Annotated in this window: 16 protein-coding genes and 1 pseudogene; 3 read left to right on the top strand and 14 right to left on the bottom strand. The window is 36.3% G+C overall.

Annotated elements, in window-relative coordinates:
* Nucleotides 1–14 precede the first annotated feature (14 nt).
* Nucleotides 15–538, bottom strand: a pseudogene (locus HMPREF0493_RS08925) (SA1002 family membrane protein).
* 189 nt (nt 539–727) lie between these two features.
* On the opposite strand from HMPREF0493_RS08925, the gene HMPREF0493_RS08810 reads away from it, so the two are divergent.
* Nucleotides 728–874, top strand: a complete 147-nt coding sequence (locus HMPREF0493_RS08810; protein WP_164476934.1) for an SPJ_0845 family protein — start codon at nt 728–730, stop codon at nt 872–874.
* Between the two features lie 31 nt (nt 875–905).
* Here HMPREF0493_RS08810 and HMPREF0493_RS01390 read toward each other — a convergent pair whose 3' ends face one another.
* Entirely contained in the window at nt 906–2,528 is a 1,623-nt protein-coding gene (locus HMPREF0493_RS01390; protein ID WP_006351460.1) for an ABC-F family ATP-binding cassette domain-containing protein, read from the bottom strand.
* Nucleotides 2,529–2,707: 179 nt separating this feature from the next.
* Here HMPREF0493_RS01390 and HMPREF0493_RS01385 point away from each other — a divergent pair, with 179 nt between their 5' ends.
* Nucleotides 2,708–4,318, top strand: a complete 1,611-nt coding sequence (locus HMPREF0493_RS01385; protein WP_006351459.1) for an Mbeg1-like protein — start codon at nt 2,708–2,710, stop codon at nt 4,316–4,318.
* A gap of 36 nt (nt 4,319–4,354) precedes the next feature.
* On the opposite strand, the gene yihA is transcribed toward HMPREF0493_RS01385, so the two are convergent.
* From yihA to rpsO, 7 genes are all read right to left on the bottom strand, one after another.
* A complete protein-coding gene (yihA, locus tag HMPREF0493_RS01380; RefSeq protein WP_006351458.1) occupies nt 4,355–4,945 on the bottom strand; it encodes a ribosome biogenesis GTP-binding protein YihA/YsxC in 591 nt (196 codons plus the stop codon).
* Nucleotides 4,935–6,203 (bottom strand): ATP-dependent Clp protease ATP-binding subunit ClpX, encoded by a 1,269-nt coding sequence (clpX, locus tag HMPREF0493_RS01375; RefSeq protein ID WP_006351457.1) that lies wholly within the window; start codon nt 6,201–6,203, stop codon nt 4,935–4,937. The genes yihA and clpX overlap by 11 nt, the downstream gene beginning before the upstream one ends.
* A gap of 131 nt (nt 6,204–6,334) precedes the next feature.
* Nucleotides 6,335–7,654 carry a trigger factor gene (gene tig, locus HMPREF0493_RS01370; protein WP_006351456.1) on the bottom strand — a complete coding sequence of 440 codons (1,320 nt, stop codon included), beginning with the start codon at nt 7,652–7,654 and terminating at the stop codon, nt 6,335–6,337.
* 144 nt (nt 7,655–7,798) lie between these two features.
* Complete coding sequence (gene tuf / locus HMPREF0493_RS01365; protein ID WP_006351455.1) at nt 7,799–8,989, bottom strand: elongation factor Tu; 1,191 nt, start codon at nt 8,987–8,989, stop codon at nt 7,799–7,801.
* A gap of 185 nt (nt 8,990–9,174) precedes the next feature.
* On the bottom strand, nt 9,175–10,008 hold the full coding sequence (locus tag HMPREF0493_RS01360) for a hypothetical protein (RefSeq protein WP_006351454.1): 834 nt from the start codon (nt 10,006–10,008) through the stop codon (nt 9,175–9,177).
* Nucleotides 10,008–11,861 (bottom strand): ribonuclease J, encoded by a 1,854-nt coding sequence (locus HMPREF0493_RS01355; protein ID WP_006351453.1) that lies wholly within the window; start codon nt 11,859–11,861, stop codon nt 10,008–10,010. Before HMPREF0493_RS01355 ends, HMPREF0493_RS01360 begins: the two co-directional genes overlap by 1 nt.
* A gap of 169 nt (nt 11,862–12,030) precedes the next feature.
* Nucleotides 12,031–12,300: a 30S ribosomal protein S15 gene (gene rpsO, locus HMPREF0493_RS01350; protein ID WP_006351452.1), complete on the bottom strand. Its 270-nt coding sequence runs from the start codon at nt 12,298–12,300 to the stop codon at nt 12,031–12,033.
* Nucleotides 12,301–12,504: 204 nt separating this feature from the next.
* Between rpsO and rpsT the strand changes: the two genes are divergently transcribed.
* The gene (gene rpsT, locus HMPREF0493_RS01345; protein WP_006351451.1) at nt 12,505–12,756 is read left to right on the top strand and encodes a 30S ribosomal protein S20; all 252 of its coding nucleotides are present in this window, start codon (nt 12,505–12,507) and stop codon (nt 12,754–12,756) included.
* 54 nt (nt 12,757–12,810) lie between these two features.
* Here the strand turns inward: rpsT and holA are convergent, their stop codons facing one another.
* The 5 genes from holA to coaD form a co-directional block, all read right to left on the bottom strand.
* On the bottom strand, nt 12,811–13,797 hold the full coding sequence (gene holA, locus HMPREF0493_RS01340) for a DNA polymerase III subunit delta (RefSeq protein ID WP_006351450.1): 987 nt from the start codon (nt 13,795–13,797) through the stop codon (nt 12,811–12,813).
* The gene (locus HMPREF0493_RS01335; protein ID WP_040456841.1) at nt 13,794–16,076 is read right to left on the bottom strand and encodes a DNA internalization-related competence protein ComEC/Rec2; all 2,283 of its coding nucleotides are present in this window, start codon (nt 16,074–16,076) and stop codon (nt 13,794–13,796) included. Before HMPREF0493_RS01335 ends, holA begins: the two co-directional genes overlap by 4 nt.
* Nucleotides 16,045–16,734, bottom strand: a complete 690-nt coding sequence (locus HMPREF0493_RS01330) for a ComEA family DNA-binding protein (protein ID WP_006351448.1) — start codon at nt 16,732–16,734, stop codon at nt 16,045–16,047. The genes HMPREF0493_RS01335 and HMPREF0493_RS01330 overlap by 32 nt, the downstream gene beginning before the upstream one ends.
* A gap of 71 nt (nt 16,735–16,805) precedes the next feature.
* Nucleotides 16,806–17,852, bottom strand: a complete 1,047-nt coding sequence (locus HMPREF0493_RS01325; RefSeq protein ID WP_006351447.1) for a SepM family pheromone-processing serine protease — start codon at nt 17,850–17,852, stop codon at nt 16,806–16,808.
* 4 nt (nt 17,853–17,856) lie between these two features.
* Nucleotides 17,857–18,336 carry a pantetheine-phosphate adenylyltransferase gene (coaD, locus tag HMPREF0493_RS01320; protein WP_006351446.1) on the bottom strand — a complete coding sequence of 160 codons (480 nt, stop codon included), beginning with the start codon at nt 18,334–18,336 and terminating at the stop codon, nt 17,857–17,859.
* Between the last annotated feature and the right edge of the window lie 2 nt (nt 18,337–18,338).

Here is an 18,338-nt window from a genome sequence, read left to right as displayed (position 1 = left end):
CTCCAATCCTTTTTTTATATTAATTTGCTATGCTTTTTATATAAAATAATACCAATCCAGGCCGAAATGAATGACAGTAAAACAATTACGACAATCAGATTCGGATCCAGAAAATTCCCTACTTTTATGAATTGAGCAATTCGTAGAAATCCTTTTGATATTGGAAAATATTGCCTGATACACTGTCACATAAATCAAGCACCACTGAATATAATATTCAATTAAGGTCAATGTCGTTGCCGAAAACTTGAAGAAACGACTAGCTAGCCTCATCCCCCAGTAAAGCAAGATTCCTGATAGAATTACGAATAAAGCCGGCAGCAAAAACAAATTTCCTAAATAAACATGAAAATCGTCATAATCATTGATCAGCAAATAGCTGATTAGAAAAAAAGAGCAAAAAATTGATAGTACTAAACAAAATCAAAAAGGCAAAAAGCAATCCAGCCTTCACCCACTGAAACTTATTTTCTGAGCGAAAAAGAATAAAAATTAACGCAATTACGGCAACTGCAATAAAGAAATACGTGACTCTCATTTTTACCTCAAAAAAAGATAGGCCGAAGCCTATCTTAGATTCATTTTTATAGATCTATCTGTAATATCTATATCACGATTTAATTGTAAGATATTTATGTATATAAGTAAATCAATTATGGTAAATTTAGTCTTTTCCTGGTATAAATCAGCAAAATTTTTTATAATAATTGCAGAAAGGATGATACCCATGGGCTTAACTTTTGATAATCCAAACAACTTGAATAAGATGCTTGATAAATTTGCAGTTGTTCCAGATCCTAAAAAGTCACCAATGAACAAGCGCAAAAAAGAAGAAAAAGACGAAAAGAAATCAGATAAAGCTGATAAAAAGTAAAAAAGAGTTCTCTGGCGAGACCTCTTTTTTACTAATAAATTTTATCTACTTGTTCCTGAATTTCAGGGCGATTAATGAATTCATCGTAAGTTGTTTCTGCTCGATTTACCAAGCTCTTCGGTCCCACTTCGATAATATGATCAGCAATCGTTTGAATAAACTCATGATCATGTGAAGTAAAGAGAATTGAACCTGGATAAGTCTTTAGCGCATCGTTCAGTGAAGTGATGGATTCAAGATCCAAATGATTGGTTGGATCGTCCATAATCAAGACATTAGCTGGTTGAAGCATCATTCTGGATAATTGACAACGAACTTTTTCTCCTCCAGAAAGGATCCTAATCTTTTTCTCGATTTCATCTCCGCTAAAAAGCATTCTTCCTAAGAAGCCACGCAAAAAAGTATTATCATTTTGTTCTTTATTTGCATATTGTCGTAGCCAATCAAGAATTGTTAACTCATCGTTATTAAAGTTGGCATTTAAATCACGTGCCATGTAATTAAATGATGTTGTTTGACCCCAATTCACAGTTCCTGTATCGGGTTTAACCTTGCCAGCAATAATCTCCATTAATGCTGTTATAGCCAAAGTATTGCGTGAAAGAAATGCCACTTTGTCACCTGGACGAATGATAAAAGAAACATGATCTAAAATTTCCTTACCATCTACACTGTAAGAAACATCTTCTACTTTTAATAAATCATTGCCCAAATCACGATGCAGTTCAAACTTAACAAACGGGTATTTACGAGAAGATGGACGAATATCATCTAATGTTATCTTCTCTAATTGCTTTTTTCGTGAAGTGGCCTGCCGTGACTTAGAAGCATTAGCTGAAAAACGGGCAACGAATTCTTGCAGTTCCTTGATCTTTTCTTCTTTTTTGGCATTTTGATTCGCTGCAAGTTCTGCCGCTAATTTGCTTGATTCATACCAAAAATCATAATTGCCCACATACAACTGAATTTTGCCAAAATCAACATCACAAATTTCGGTACAAACCTGATTTAAGAAATGACGATCGTGTGACACGACAATCACAATATTAGGATAATCCGCTAAAAAATTTTCTAGCCATTCGACGGTATGCACGTCCAGCCCATTAGTCGGTTCATCTAAAAGCAAAATATCCGGGTTGCCAAATAATGCTTGTGCTAGCAGAACTTTAACTTTTTCCGCTTCAGGAAGATCCTTCATTAGACTTTGATAATCTTTTTCGGGAATATTCATCGATTGCAATAATTTTGCAGCATCAGCTTCCGCATTCCAACCGTCTAGTTCCGCAAATTTGCTTTCCAATTCAGCAGCCTTAACCCCATCCTCATCGCTAAAATCAGGTTTGCTGTATAAAGCATCTTTTTCCTTCATTACTCGGTATAATTCTTGATGGCCTTGGATAACCGTATCCAGAACAGTAAAGTTATCAAAAGCAAAGTGATCCTGGTTGAGGCTGGACATTCTTTCATTTGCATCAATCGTGATTGTCCCTGTTGAAGGTTCGATCTTGCCTTCCAGCAGCTTTAAAAAAGTTGATTTACCGGCACCATTAGCACCAATTACTCCGTAGCAGTTGCCTGGCGTAAATTTCAAATTAACGTCTTCATATAAAGTCTTGCCTGATAAAATCAGGCTCAAGTCGGTAACTGTAATCAAATATTCTTCCTCCCAAAAATGTTTGTTGCTGTCATTATATCAATTTTTTGTCCTAAAAAAATAGTAAAAATCTATTATGTTATTAATTTATAAATTTTCTTCAGCTGGTTCGTTTTTATGAACTTATTTTTCTAATTAAGTTAAAATTGAAATAGATTATTTAGATTGGAGAAGATGTGATGTTCCCTGATAACAATGTTTTTTCATACTTAAAATGGCGGGGCGATATTGATCTAGAAAAATCTCCTTTTAATGAAATTGATGCCTTGGTTTTATCCGTTTTTTCCTACTTGAATTTGAATGGCATCGTTTCAAATGATAAAAAAGAAATTACTGTATCTGATGCTGCAAAGAGTTATTTTGCAAAAGAGAACGCAAAAGAAGACCACATTTACTATCAACAGCTTTTAAAACTAATGGTAGAAGCAAATCGGTTTAAAAATGCAAAATTATCCTACTTTATCGATACTTTAACTGATCAAACCCAATTTAGCGCCGTTAAAATTCAACTGGAAAACGGAATTAATTTTATTGCTTTTCGCGGTACTGATGATTCACTCGTAGGTTGGAAAGAAGATTTTGAGATTAGTTTTAAAACAACAATTGCTCAAAAACAGGCCAAATCCTATCTGGAAAGAATCATGAAAAGCGACCAACTGACATATTTGTTGGGTGGTCACTCTAAAGGTGGCAATTTGGCAGAATATGCGGCACTCAATATTGAGCCTAAGTTTCGCAAACGGATTGTCTCAATTTACACCTTTGATTCACCAGGAATTGCCAAAGAAGTTGGCGCACAGGTCCCAGTTAAGTTTTTGCAAAAGAAATTGAAAAGATATGTTCCCGAATTTAGTATTATTGGCCGACTATTCGAACCAGAGAATATTGAACCTACAATTGTTGGCTCTTCTAGAAAAACTTTAAGTCAGCATGATGCTTTTAGTTGGGAGATTACCGGTTCACATTTTGTAACCAAAAATCACCGCAATCCGCAATCACGGATTTACAATCAACTAATTAACGACTGGATTGGTGACGCAACTCTGCCTGAAAGAGAATCGTTGACCAATGATTTGTTCGCTGCACTAGGTGCCAGCGGTGCTACTAAAATCAATCAATTGAGCAAGAATGGCTTTGGCGGTTTTGGTGCTATTTTATTGTCATTTACCAATTCATCAAGACGAACTCGGTTTGTTTTTGGCAATTTATTCTCAGCTATTTGGCAATCACTTAAAAGTCGCGGTATTCCTAGAATTTTATTTACTGTTGACTCAATCATTGGTTGGATCATACTGATTTTGGGAATTATTACGATAACTGCACCACAGTATTCACTCCAAGCATTTGGGTCTTTAGTGGCTGTGGCCGGAATCGGTTTTAGTGCGTATCAAATTTTATCAACTGCAAATTCTAATTTAAAACAAAAACAGAAGCGTTTTTTCATTATTAGTTGGCTTTTTGTTTTTGCATTGTCCGTTGCCCTAATTTCCAATAATCAAGTAATGCTGTTTTTAGCACACTACTTCCTTGGAACATTTTTAGTTATCTATTCTTACGTACGTTTACGGCAAATAATTTTACACCGAATCACTGGAATTTTTAGAAAAATTATCGTCGCAATCGAATCCGTAGTTGCTTTTGCAATCGGTATTATCATTATCGTTAATCCCCGCTACTTTACGCGCCAATCAGTCATTATATTAGGAATATTGCTCATTGCTTACGGTTTCTTCAAATTAATCGGCGAACTCCTTGCTCAACGTAAAAAAATGCCTAAGAATCATCGTTAAAAAAACACTTGAAACTTTAACAGTCTCAAGTGTTCTTTATTCTGCAATTTTTTCTTGTATCCAATCGCCTAATTCAGTTACATGAGTTTTTGTGACCGAACTGAAAGTTAGAACCGATACATTATCATAAGAAAGATCAAAAACTTTCTTTAAATTAGCTTTTACCTTAGTAAGTTGACTCTTTTTAAGTTTATCGATTTTCGTACAAACAACCAAAATCGGTAAATTTAAATATTGCGCGTATTCATACATCGATTGGTCATCTTTGCTAGGTACATGCCTACTATCAACTAAAATGATCAATCCCTTTAAATTAGCTCTAGTCTCCAAATAATCTTGAATCATTTCGCCAAATTCTTGACGCTTTTTTTGCGAAACTTTTGCATAACCATAGCCAGGCACATCTACAAGGTAAAACGATTTGTTAACCAGATAGAAGTTCAAAGTTTGCGTTTTACCAGGTTGAGAAGAGGTTCTAGCCAAGTTTTTGCGATTTACTAGAGTATTGATCAAGCTGGACTTTCCTACGTTAGAACGGCCAGCTAAGGCAATTTCAGGCAAATCATCTTTAGGGTATTGGTCTTCTCTTACTGCACTAACAGCATATTCACTACTATTAATTTTCATTTGTACTTGCCTTTTGTTCCTGCTCTTCATCTTTTCTGCGGGTGATTCGCGGTTGCGCATGACGAGTAATGACATCCTTTGTTACTTCAACCTTTTCAATGTCATTTTCACTTGGAGTCCGATACATGATATCTATTAAGGCATTTTCAATAATCGTTCTTAATCCACGGGCCCCCATATTACGTTCAATTGCAAGGTCAGCAATTGCATGCAAAGCACCATCAGTGAAAGTAAGTTGAACATCATCAAGTGAAAGGAGTTTTTGGTATTGTTTAACTAAAGCGTTCTTAGGCTCAGTTAGGATCCTTACCAAATCATCACTATCCAACTTATCTAAAGTGGAAATCACTGGAATACGTCCAATAAATTCTGGAATCATGCCGAATTTTACCAAGTCACCGGTAGTTAAATAATGGGTCCAATCATCTGCGTCAATTTTGTTAACTTCGTTTTCTGCGCCAAAACCGATTGTCTTTTTACCCAAACGATTTTTAACGATCTGTTCAATACCATCAAAAGCTCCACCGACGATGAATAGAATATTGGTAGTATCCATTCTAATCATTTCTTGCTGTGGGTGTTTTCTGCCACCTTGTGGCGGAACAGAAGCAATAGTACCTTCCAAAATCTTCAATAAAGACTGTTGAACCCCTTCGCCAGATACATCACGAGTAATTGAGACATTTTCAGCCTTTTTAGAGATCTTATCAATTTCGTCGATATAAATAATTCCTCTTTGGGCACTTTCAATGTCGTAATCCGCATTTTGCAATAATTTAAGCAAGATATTTTCAACATCTTCACCAACATAACCAGCTTCAGTCAAGGTAGTTGCATCTGCAATAGCAAAAGGAACAATCAATATTTTAGCTAAAGTTTGAGCCAAATATGTTTTCCCTGAACCAGTTGGCCCAATAAGGGCAATATTAGACTTCTGGAGCTGTGTTGATGAATCAATATCCATTTGCCCTATTCGCTTGTAATGATTGTACACAGCGACTGATAAGACCCTTTTAGTGTGATCTTGTCCAATAACATAATCATCCAGTTGTTTTTTGATATCCATTGGTTTAGGAAGTTCTTTTGCTTCTTTAACCACATCAGCTTTTAATTCATCGTCAATAATTTTCTTTGACAAAGTAACACATTCATTACAAATATAAACGCCGTTGCCAGCAATCATTTTTTTAACTTGATCTTGAGTTTTACCACAAAAAGAACATTTGACTTCTTCTTGATCAGTAAACTGAGTTGCCATAAAATTCCATCCTCCTATTATCTACAGATTCAAGGTTATCATAAATACTGAGATAATAAAGAATTTTTGCTCATTGAAAATAAAAAGGCGACTGTCTAGCAGCCGCCTTTTTATTATTAAAAAATCAATAATTATTTATCAGACTTTTTTTCTTCCTTAAATTTTGACTTTGCAACTTGCTTTGCGCTGTCAGTAACTAAGTCCATAGCCTTGCGAACAGTAATATCATGGCTTAACATATCGTCACTTAAAGTGTTGCGAACAGTCTTTTCATCCATGTTGTATTCCTTAGCAAGATCCTTGATTTCTTTATCAATTTCTTCCTTCGTAGCCTTAAAGTTTTCCTTATCAGCAATAGTTTCTAAGACTAAGTTGATCTTAACTCTTTCAGCAGCATCCTTAGCAAATTGTGCACGCAATTGTGATTCGTTGGTATTAGTCAACTTGTAATAAGTTTGTGGATCAATACCTTGACGTTGCATGTTGCCCAAGTATTGTCTCAATTGAGTATCAATGTCTTCTTGGATCATTGCATCAGGAATTTCGTCGATTTCAGCATTCTTTACAGCTGCTTCAACAGCGGCTTGTTGGATAGCATTCTTAGCTTCCTTTTCTTTTTGATCCTTTAAGTTCTTCTTGATCTTAGCCTTCAAATCATCAAGAGTATCTACAGAATCATCAACGTCTTTTGCAAACTCATCATCCAACTTAGGAAGTTGCTTTGACTTAACTTCGTGTAACTTAGTAGCAAAGTGTGCTTCTTTACCTGCTAAATCCTTAGCACCGTAATCCTTAGGGAAAGTTACAACAACATCAACTTCATCACCTGCTTTGTGACCAATAAGTTGATCTTCAAAGCCAGGAATAAATGCACCTGAACCTAATTCAAGTGAGTAGTTTTGTGCTGAGCCACCTTCAAAAGCCTTACCATCGATAGTACCTTTGTAGTCGATAGTTACAGTATCACCTTTAGCTGCTTTGTCTTTCTTAAGAACAAGTTCAGCATTTTGTTCACGACGCTTGTTGAGTTCGGCATCGATATCTTTTGCATAAACACGGGTGTTTTGCTTAGGAACTTCAAGACCCTTGTAGTCACCTAATTTAACTTCTGGTTGAACTGAAACGATAGCTTTCATAGTCCAATCCTTACCCTTATCCATTGATACGGCTTGAATTTGTGGTTGACCAACTGCTTTAATCTTAGCTTCTTTTACAGCAGCAGCATAAGCATTTGGCAAAACAATGTTTAAAGCGTCTTCGTATAAAGCTTCTTCACCATAGTATTGATCAAAGATTACACGTGATACGTGACCTTTTCTAAAACCAGGAACACGCAAATTCTTTTTAACTCTTCTAAATGCTTGGTCTAAACCTAATTTAATTTCATCTTGTGAAATATCAAAAGTAAGTTCGCCGGTTGTCTTACCGGTTTTTTCCCATTTTACAGACATTAATTAAATACCTCCAATGTCAAGTTTGAGTTTGCTACTTGCATACTAAGTTATCTTACCTTAAAAGGAAACAAAAAACAAATTTTGAGCAAAAAAAGATGCACTTCTTTCCAGAAGTACATCTTTTTGCTATATCGTTAGAAATTAGTCAAGGATTTCAGTAACCTGACCAGCACCAACGGTACGACCACCTTCACGAATAGTGAACTTAGTACCCTTTTCGATGGCAGCTGGCTTGATTAACTTAACAGTAAATTCTGTGTTATCACCAGGCATAACCATTTCAGTACCTTCTGGCAATTCGATTTCACCAGTGATATCAGTGGTGTGGAAGTAGAATTGTGGACGGTAATCTGAGAAGAATGGGGTGTGACGTCCACCTTCTTCTTTCTTCAAGATATAAACTTGACCCTTGAATTCCTTGTGGGTTTTAATTGAGCCAGGTGCAGCCAATACTTGACCACGAACAACTTGGTCACGGTTAATACCACGAAGTAAGATACCAACGTTATCGCCGGCTTCACCCACGTCCAAAGTCTTGTGGAACATTTCCAAACCAGTAACAACTGACTTAAGAACCTTGTCTACCAAACCAACGATTTCAACTTCGTCACCGATCTTAACAGTACCACGGTCAATACGACCAGAAGCAACAGTACCACGACCAGTAATAGTAAATACGTCTTCAACTGGCATCAAGAATGGCTTATCAGTTTGACGTTCTGGAGTTGGGATGTATTCATCAACAACTTCCATCAACTTCAAGATTTGATCTTGAGCTTCCTTGTCACCTTGTAAAGCCTTCAAAGCTGAACCACGAACAACTGGAATGTCGTCACCAGGGTAATCGTACTCAGTTAACAAGTCACGAACTTCCATTTCCACCAAGTCGATAAGTTCTGGATCATCAACCAAATCACACTTGTTCAAGAATACAACGATGTATTGAACACCAACCTGACGAGCAAGCAAGATGTGCTCACGAGTCTGTGGCATTGGACCATCAGTTGCGGCAACAACCAAGATGGCACCATCCATTTGTGCAGCACCAGTAATCATGTTCTTGATGTAGTCGGCGTGACCTGGAGCGTCCATGTGAGCGTAGTGACGATATTCAGTTTCGTATTCTACGTGGGCGGTGTTAATAGTAATACCACGTTCCTTTTCTTCTGGAGCAGCATCGATTTGGTGATAGTCTTCAGCTTTTGCCAGACCTTTTTTTGCCAAAACAGTAGTGATAGCTGCTGTCAAAGTAGTCTTACCGTGGTCAACGTGACCGATAGTACCAATGTTTACGTGTGGCTTAGTTCTAACATAATGTTCTTTTTCTGCCATTAAAATGACCCTCCTGTAAATTTGCAAGAAGTCCGTTGAGATAAGTTAACGGATAATTCTCTGTTGAATATTGTACTACTTTCATCGGCAAATGCCTAGTAAAAAATGCTAGTGCTATGCCCTAATGAAAACAACCTTAGCTAATTATACTAAATAGATTTAAAAAGTAAACCTTTTTGCAAAAATTATTTTGGTAAATTTGCATAAACGCGGTCAAGAAGTTTCTGATGTGTTCGACCGTCCTTAGTTTCAAGATACGAAATCAAATCGCTAGTAAAGCTATCCGTATCTTTAATATATTTGTTCAGTTTAGGGTAAAGACTGCCTAACACGATGTTTGTTTCGCCTAACATTAATGGCAGTTGACTTGGATTGTTTCTAAAGCGATCCCCGATTCCGCCGATAACTTCACGATAAACCGTTGTTTTTTCTAAAAGCTCTGTTTCTTTGGGAATGAATTCTTCGACTTGTCCAAGGGCCCAAACTTGAATTCTATCGCTTATTCCTAATCTAACAAAATCTTCGCATAAACAAAGTCTAACAGCGAAATTCTGCGTTGGGTCTAGTAAAAGACTTTGAGCAAAATTTTTATAATTAACCAAATCCAGTTTAAGCAAGCTTTGGTAATCAAACTGACTGACTTCTTTTTTACTTTTGAATTTCTGCATCAAATTATTCTGAGCATCTAACTTTTCCGGAAAAACTTTGATTGGCATTTTTTTGCCTAAAAGATTCTCAATTTGTAATGCTTCAATCAAATAATGGTTGGCTGCTAAGATTTTATTGTATTCTTCAAATATTTCTGGCTCAGAAAAAAGATCAGGTTCTTCCTTTATTAGGGTGTATGCCTGATCTTCTTGGTTATTTTTGCGATACAGCCGACATAGCGACATCACAATTTCTGACGAACGACCATAAGACAATGCTTCTTCCAAAAGTTGAATAGCATTAGAAATCTGGCCCTTTTCTTCATCTTCCTGAGCTAACTTTAACAAGTTTTTTTGGCTCAACGTCGTCATTAATTATCCTTCGTTTCCTTTGTTGGCTTAGAATTCTTTTTAACTATTTTCCATTTTCTTGGTTTAACGGCTTTATGATTTTGTGAACTACGAGAATTCTTACGCTTATTTGGTGTGCCATTCTCACCTTGCGTATTGTTATCCGTCTTATTTTCTTTAAGCTTCTGCATAGCACGGTGGCGATTTTGGTTGACTTCCATCACAACCGGCAAAACTACAGGGCGTAGATTTGTTTGCTTGTACAAGAACTTTTCAAGATCATTTCTTACATCTTGCTTTAATTCAGTCCAATCAAACTTCTTATGTTCAAAGTTATTGTTGATTGCTTTCTCAATAACTTCAATTGAATCGTGCATTAACTTATGATTTGCCTTGATATAAACAAATCCGCGACTGGTTACTTGAGGTCTAGCCACAATCTTTTCCTTCTTGCGGTCAATTGTTACAACCGCAAGAAAAATACCATCGTCTGATAAGATTTCACGATCACGTAAAACAATATTACCTACGTCACCTACTCCGGAACCATCAATCATAGTATCCTCACCAGGAACCGGATCAGTTAAATAGAAGCGCTTTTTCTTGAAATCATAATTATAGCAATCGCCGTTCTTAGAAATAAAGACGTCTTCTTTCTTCATTCCTGTCTTAATTGCCAAGTTCTTATGAATTTCCATTAAACGATATTCACCAATAACTGGGAATAAGAAATCAGGCTTAAGAATATCGATTAGCAGTTGCAAATCTCTTCCAGTTGCGTGGCCGCTAGTATGCTTATCACGACCAAGCTGAATTACTGTTCCGCCTGCACGGTAAACCATATCGCTAGTTTCAGCCACCATTGTCTCAACGGCGTGTGATGGTGTCGTAGCAATAAAGACCAAATCTCCTTTATGAATTCGAATCATACTGTGGCGCTTATTTGCCATTTTTTGCAATGAATTCAAAGGATCACCCATCCGACCGGTTTCCAAAATAACTGTCTTATCATCAGGTGTTGTCTTAAGGTCTTTTACTCTCATTAAAAGGCCATCAGGAACATCGAGATAACCTAATTTCATAGCTGTCCGAACGATTTTAGCAAAATCACGGCCAGTTAAAAGCACTCTTCGACCTGTAGCAGCTGCCGCATTGAGTACTTCTTGCACTCTATTAAGGTTTGAAGCCTTAGCTGCAACAATAATTCGACCTTTAGCGTTTCTAAAGACATCGGTTACGTATTTTTCCAAATCCTGTTCCGATGCACTTGGGAACCAAGCTTCTGCATTAGAGGAATCGCTTAATAATGCCAAAACATGTTTAGTTTCAATTTCAGCCAAGCGATCCATATCGGTCCGATAATTTGGTGCTGCGGATGGATCAAATTTAAAGTCACCTGTATAAACCACTTCACCGGCAGGAGTATGAACAACAATTCCCAATGAGTCAGCAATTGAGTGCGTTGTATGGAAAAATGAGATGCTGGCATTTTTGAAATCAATTTCAGTATGAGCATCAATGACATGAAACAGACTATTTTTAAGCTTTTTATTCTCGCGCTTAACGTCGATTTTTGCTAATTCAATCGTCAATTGTGAACCGAAGACAGGAATATCATATTTGCGCAAAATATAAGGCAGTGCTCCAATTGAATCAGCATGACCGTGAGTTAAGAAAATTCCTGCAACCCGGTCACCATATTGCTCAAAGAAGTCTAAATCAGGAATTACAACATCAATCCCGAATAAAGAACTATCTGGGTACTTTAATCCCGCATCTAAAACAAATATTTCATCGTTGACTTGAACAGCGAACATATCCTTTCCTTGTTCACGTACGCCACTCAAAATCATAATTTTAATTTGATCAGCCATTTTACTTCCTTTTCTCTTTATTTAATTTGTGATTTTTCATTTTTAAGGATCTTACGATCAAAACGAACTTATAGTATTTATTAATTTTAGCATAAAAGATATATAGATGACAAAAACAAGAAAGCTAGTCCCAAAAGGACTAGCTTTCTATGATTTTCTAAAGTTAAGATTAACGACGCAAACCTAACTTCTTGATCAATGCACGGTAACGGTCAAGATCGTTATCTTGTAAGTAACGAAGCAAGTTACGACGGTGACCAATCTTCTTAAGCAAACCAACGTATGAGTGGTGGTCATGCTTGTGACTCTTCATGTGATCAGTCAAGTTATTGATATCTTCAGTTAAAAGTGCAACTTGTACTTCAACAGAACCAGTGTCACCTTCGTGGGTTGCGTATTCTTTAATAAGTTGGTCTTTCTTTTCTTTTGAAATTGCCATAAATTTTCACCTTTCAAAAATTAAAAATAATTGCCATTGACAACGTTAATCGTCAGGTGTGAGCAAAAAAACAGCGTCAATGGTTCACAACATTTACTATGATACAATTATTTTTTTAAAAAGCAAGTATAATTTACCTTGCATCGAGCTTTATTCTTAAGTATAATCAATTAAGTAAAAAGTCATTATCCGGAGGTGAATTTGATGCCACAAATTAAATCAGCTATTAAGCGTGTTAAAACTCAAAACGCTGCTAACAAACGTAATGCTGCTCAATTAAACAAGTTAAGAACTGCTGTTAAGAAGTTCAAGGCTGCCGCAGAAGCTGGCGAAGAAGACGCCTCCAAGTTACGCATAGAAGCAGAAAAGGCTTTGGACAAGGCCGTTTCAAAGGGTTTGATCCACAAGAACAAAGCTTCTCGTGATAAGAGTCGTTTGAGCAAATTAGCTAAGTAATTAAAAACCAAAAGAAGGTCAGAGGTTAACGCCCCTGGCCTTCTTTTTTTATTTCTAAACATTCAAAATATACATTTTAATAAAGTTATCGTCATGATAATTTCCATTTTTATAGTTATATTCCAGCTTAATTGCCTCTGCTAAAAGATTTTCTAATTTGTTAATTTGAATCCGGCTTCTAAGTGCGAGCTTAACTCGATATGGATGTACGCCTAATTCTTTAACTATTTGCGGTTCGCTTCTTCCTCGTTTTGCCAAAATTTTTACAACCAGTAGAAGTTCGATTTGATTTTCAAAAACAGCCAGCAATTGAATTGCATTCGTACCTTCGCGCAACTGATCATTTAATCTGATAATTGCTTCTTGATAGTTATGATTTAAGGCTGCCTCTAGAATTGCAAAAATATTTTGAGCTAGCGATAGATCAACATTCGTTTTAACGGCTTCTTCTGTGATTTTTTTGTCCACACAAGCCATTTTCAGCTTTTCATAATTACTTAAGATCGTGTCCATCACTTGATCGCTGCGCTCTACTAAAATCTGCAACGCAGACTGAGAAATTGTATATCCCTCCGCTTTTATGAGCGCCTTCGCAATTGCTGCTACCTCATATGGTCTAACAAGGGGTTCAACTACATTAAATGATCCCATGATTGTTTTGGTTAATTTTTTACGCCGGTCAATTTTTTCATATGAAGCAACAATTACAACAACATCTTCCAATTCTTTCAAATGAGAAAAAATATCCTGCAGCTGTTTTAGCTGCTTTTGATATTTTTTGGCAACCTTAGTTGTTAAAAAGAATGGCTGTTTAACCGTAATAATTTTTTGATTGGAAAAAAGGCTTGATTCGGTCAAAGCAGCAATCAGTTCGTCAAGGCCATCATTTTCACAATCAACAATTACATGATCTAAAGAAGCAAAACGCTCATCTTTTACATATGAACGAGCCAAATAATCATTCAGGAAATCATCGTCTCCCCATATTAGCGTATGCGGATTATTGTTATTCGTATTCTTAAATAAAGAAAGTAAATTCATTCCATTTTCTCCATGACAAAACGTTCAAAGTGAGGCTTTTTAAAGCCATAGTACCAGCTAATCATACCACAGTCTTGTGTTGAAGCCCACGGAATACGCAAACTGCGCAATGTGCTCAAGGTTTCCTGATGCGGATGACCAAAGCGATTGTTTCTGCCTGCCGAAATAAAAACCATGCTCGGCGAAATTGCTTTCAAAAAATCCGGATTAGAAGAAGTTTTGCTCCCATGATGGCCCAGTTTGAAATAATCAACTTTTAATGGATAATTTGCTGCAATTTCCTTTTCACCATCTTGACCCAAATCTCCGGTAAAAAGCCAGCGTTTATGGGCAACTTCAAAAGTCAGCGATAATGAATCTTCATTTTTCCCCTCACCGGGCTTAAAAGGATATACTACCTGAAAATTAATCTTGGGTTCTTTGATCTGCATCCCCGCCAGCAATTCAACCAACTTGGTTTGACTGGTTTTACCGGCAATTCGTTTACAAAAAGATGGATTATTAAGCAATCCTTTTGCCATATACAGTTTTTTCACTTTAATTTGCTCCAGCAATGGACCTACATCCCCAACGTGATCGGCATCCTGATGGGAAACAAACAAGCCATCAATTTGATTAATTCCCTGTGCTTTCAATAAAGGCAAAGTTATGCGGTTCACTTGCGGGGTGATTTTTTTGCCTGAAAAATTAAGCTTTCCCCCGGTATCGATCAAATATACCTTTCTAGGAAATGGCGTCGTGATTAAAATGCTATCGCCCTGTCCAACATCGATGAAAGTAACCTGACCTTCTAATGGAAAATGAATTAAGCAAAAACCCATTCCATAAGTAGCCATTAATCCGGCAGCTAAACTCAGCTTCCACTTTCTTTTTGCGTTCTTCTTCGATAAATAAGCTATCAAAACAATTGCAATCAGCACAGTTATTAAGCATTCCCACCAATTAATTTTGCCAAAAACAATTAATCCTAATTTTGTTTGCGAAATTTTTCCAATAATTTCTTCCGTACTCTTTAGCAACAGTTCAATTTTCAAGCTTAAACTTGGGTTTAGCTTAAAAATTACCAAGTTTAAAAACGAGGCCGGCATCACCACAAAATTAAAATATGGTATTGCCAAACTATTAAAAATAATTGTTAACACATTTACTTGAAAAAAGAAAAAGAGCAGAAATGGCGTCAATAAAAGATTCATTAAAAAGGATTGCATCAGTCCCTGCTTATCTTGGGTTAATTGCAAACCAAAAGCTAATATATAACTTAAAATAGCTCCACTGCTCATAAATAAACGTGGCAAAAACAACAAATGTATAAGACAGGTTAATCCTAAGAGATCAAATCCTGTAATCTTCCATTTGCGCAAAGAAAAGATTTCTTCCAGCAAATAAGTCAAACTAGCGCGCACAAAGCCTGCCTGTCCAGCACTTAAGAAAATTCCAATGAATAAAAATAGCACACAGACAAAAAAGACTTGTCGATCAGTGAATTTCAGTAAATAAAGAATCGTACTGATCACTAAGGTATAAATGCCAACATGCAATCCTGAAATGCTAAGCAAATGGATGATACCAAGATCACGATAATTATTCATAATAGTTTTATCAGAAGATGGATTTTCTGCCAAAAGCAACTCGCTAGTAAAAAAGCTCAACAATGGTGGCATCTGGCTAAAATATTGTTGCAAATTAAACCTTAAATGATGCAACTTTTCCTTGAAGCCGAAGCTGACCGGCTGCATCTGACAATTTTTGAATTCTATTTTTTGAGTAATTCTCTTTTCGGCATAGTATTTGCGATAATCTACCTCTCCTAAATTTGTTGCCGGCAATATTTGAGATACTTCACCATTTAAATGATTTATTTGTACTGTTTTGCCTGATGCTAGCAAGCGCTTTTGTTCCGCGGCAATTTTTCCACTAATTAAAATTGAAGTTTTGCCAACTCTACCAGTTGCAGACATCCAGTCATCACTAATCTTAACTTGATCAGGATACACTTTAACTACGGTATCTTCATTTAAAGAAACTTCATTAATTTGACTATTTTTGAATGCAAATAAGAAAAATATCGCTAAAAAAGCCACTGAGACTAATAAATTCTGTCCATATTTTTTAAATAACAGATAACCAAAATATATGAGCAACAAACAGACAATTATTCGCTGACACTTGCTTTTAGCTATAAAAAATAGCATTGAAACCGAGGCGGTCAAAAAACAAAAAAGCAGCAAATATCCTGGCTGAAGCAAATTAAATAGCCAATTGGTCTTTGAGTGCTGCAAAAGTCTTTTCCCCAATTCCTGAGACCTGCATTAGATCTTCAATCTTCTTAAAATCGCCATTTTGTTCACGATAAGCAATTATTTGTTCTGCTCTTTTTTCTCCAATTCCATTTAATTTTTGCAGATCGGCCGCACTTGCAGTATTAATGTTTATTTTTTCGCCATCACTAGAACTGCTGCTTGAAGCATCATTTTTTTCACTAGTGCTGTTCCCAGAAACGGTCGTTGCCGGATCTACTTTTTCACCCTTATAGGGAATATGAATCTTATCTTGATCCTTTAAAGTCATGGCCCTGTTTATTGCTTTTAGCTGCGCATTGCTTTTTAACCCCCCTGCTGCTTCAATCAATTCTTGCAGTCTGGCACCATTTTTTAAGGTATAAACGCCTTGATGCTTTACAGCACCAGAAATATCACAAGTAACTTCTTTATTTTGTGATGAAGAATAGCTGCTTGCCTGAGAAACGGATGAACTGCTTGAAGCCGCACTGCTAAAACTGCTCGAACTTTTTTCTTGTTCAGACATTAGGGTATTAGCTTCGCTGCTATTTGATTGATCATTTTTCTGTAAAAAGAAAATGACGCCTACAATTGCACCAACAATCAATAGAATATTTTTCTTTTCAATAATCCAATTTTTAATTTTTTCAAAACTCATAAACTACCTCCCATTATTTAAATACGAAAAAAAGGCTCAGAATTTTTTTCTGAGCCTAATTTTTTTTGTTTTTATTTATAATTTTTCTTCAGATAGTTTAATGCGTCTGAAAAAGTAGCAACTGGAACAATCTTCATCTTACTGTGAATTCGCTTAGCCGTTCTTTTGGCTACTTCATAATTAGTATTTGATTTTTTGACCCCTGTTGAATCTGTTGGCGCAAAGAATACTTCTGCCCCCGCTCTATCGGCAGCAACTACTTTCTTATCAACCCCACCGATAATTCCGACTTTTCCAGTAGTATCAATGGTACCAGTACCTGCTATTTTATGATTCTTAGCCAGATTTTGATGAGTAAAAATTTCGTAACTTTCAAGCGTGAACATTAATCCAGCACTTGGACCGCCGATCGCACCTGCATTAATTTCAATTTTCGGATTGGTTGTTACCGTTAAATGCTCTACTAATTGAATGCCGATACCTTTACGCGTACTATTCTTTAATTTGACAATCTTCCCACTGTAATTCTTTTTTACTTTGTTTCTTAAAACAGTGATTGTAACTTTAGAGCCAACTTTCTGTTTATTTAAATAAGTCATCATTTGTTTGGTTGAATGGAAGCGATGACCGTTAGCACCTAAAACCGTATCGCCGATTTGCAATTTGCCTTTGAAGCTTGAATTATTTTGAATCGCCATTACATAAACGCCAATATAATGCAATTTTGGTTTTAAACCTGCTTTTTTAGCAGCATAATAAATTGCGTTCTGCTGAGACGTTTCCATATACCAATTTTGCAATTCTTCATATTGACTATTCGTCTGTCCTCCAAGAAGTTCTTTACTTGGAACGCGAGTATCGTATTGCTGAGTAAAACTCCATAAATATTGAAAAACATTAACCGGTTGCGCACTGATGCTTACCGTTACCATGTTTAAATTATTTGCTTTTTTCTTATTTGTTTTAATAAATTCACTAACTGGGAAAACTTCTCCGGGACTTTCAATGTAATAGTTAGTTGGCAAACAGCCGATAATTGCTAAAAGAATGACAACAATGATAGCAATCAGCCAATTGCGTCTTACTTTTTTTGTCTTATCATTCTTGGATTGACTCATAAAATCATCTCAATTTCTTTTTAAGTGCATCCGCAACATTAGCAGGCAAAAATTGTTCAATATCACCATTAAATCGTGCTACTTCTTTAATCATGCTTGAAGCAACAAAACTATTCTCAGGATCTGTAAACAGCAGTACTGTGTGAACTTGATCGTTAAGTCGTTCATTGATCCCTGCTATTTGCTGCTCATATAAAAAATCCTCAGTGTTTCTGACTCCCCTAATGATAGCCGAAGCCTTTAAATGCCTGGCAACATCAACCGTTAATTGGTCAGGCTTTGCTAAAACTTCGATATTGGGGATGTCTTTAAGAGTTTCCTGAGCCATTTGAGTACGTTCTTGCGAATTAAAAAGATAATGTTTATTGGTATTGGTCATAATTACTACATAGACTTTATCAAACATTGTCGCTGCCTTCTTAGCGACATCCAAATGTCCATTAGTAATTGGATCAAAACTTCCTGGAAATAAAGCAATCGTCATAA

Source organism: Lactobacillus amylolyticus DSM 11664, from assembly GCF_000178475.1.
In the GTDB taxonomy this organism is placed as follows: domain Bacteria; phylum Bacillota; class Bacilli; order Lactobacillales; family Lactobacillaceae; genus Lactobacillus; species Lactobacillus amylolyticus.
The sequence above is the reverse complement of the archived record's forward strand: the minus strand, read 5'-3'. Positions and strand labels throughout refer to the sequence as shown.

Coding starts and splice junctions, on each gene's coding strand:
- HMPREF0493_RS08810 (WP_164476934.1), top strand. CDS start 728: ATGGGCTTAACTTTTGATAATCCAAACAACTTGAATAAGATGCTTGAT.
- HMPREF0493_RS01385 (WP_006351459.1), top strand. CDS start 2,708: ATGTTCCCTGATAACAATGTTTTTTCATACTTAAAATGGCGGGGCGAT.
- yihA (WP_006351458.1), bottom strand. CDS start 4,945: ATGAAAATTAATAGTAGTGAATATGCTGTTAGTGCAGTAAGAGAAGAC.
- clpX (WP_006351457.1), bottom strand. CDS start 6,203: ATGGCAACTCAGTTTACTGATCAAGAAGAAGTCAAATGTTCTTTTTGT.
- tig (WP_006351456.1), bottom strand. CDS start 7,654: ATGTCTGTAAAATGGGAAAAAACCGGTAAGACAACCGGCGAACTTACT.
- tuf (WP_006351455.1), bottom strand. CDS start 8,989: ATGGCAGAAAAAGAACATTATGTTAGAACTAAGCCACACGTAAACATT.
- HMPREF0493_RS01360 (WP_006351454.1), bottom strand. CDS start 10,008: ATGACGACGTTGAGCCAAAAAAACTTGTTAAAGTTAGCTCAGGAAGAT.
- HMPREF0493_RS01355 (WP_006351453.1), bottom strand. CDS start 11,861: ATGGCTGATCAAATTAAAATTATGATTTTGAGTGGCGTACGTGAACAA.
- rpsO (WP_006351452.1), bottom strand. CDS start 12,300: ATGGCAATTTCAAAAGAAAAGAAAGACCAACTTATTAAAGAATACGCA.
- rpsT (WP_006351451.1), top strand. CDS start 12,505: ATGCCACAAATTAAATCAGCTATTAAGCGTGTTAAAACTCAAAACGCT.
- holA (WP_006351450.1), bottom strand. CDS start 13,797: ATGAATTTACTTTCTTTATTTAAGAATACGAATAACAATAATCCGCAT.
- HMPREF0493_RS01330 (WP_006351448.1), bottom strand. CDS start 16,734: ATGAGTTTTGAAAAAATTAAAAATTGGATTATTGAAAAGAAAAATATT.
- HMPREF0493_RS01325 (WP_006351447.1), bottom strand. CDS start 17,852: ATGAGTCAATCCAAGAATGATAAGACAAAAAAAGTAAGACGCAATTGG.
- coaD (WP_006351446.1), bottom strand. CDS start 18,336: ATGACGATTGCTTTATTTCCAGGAAGTTTTGATCCAATTACTAATGGA.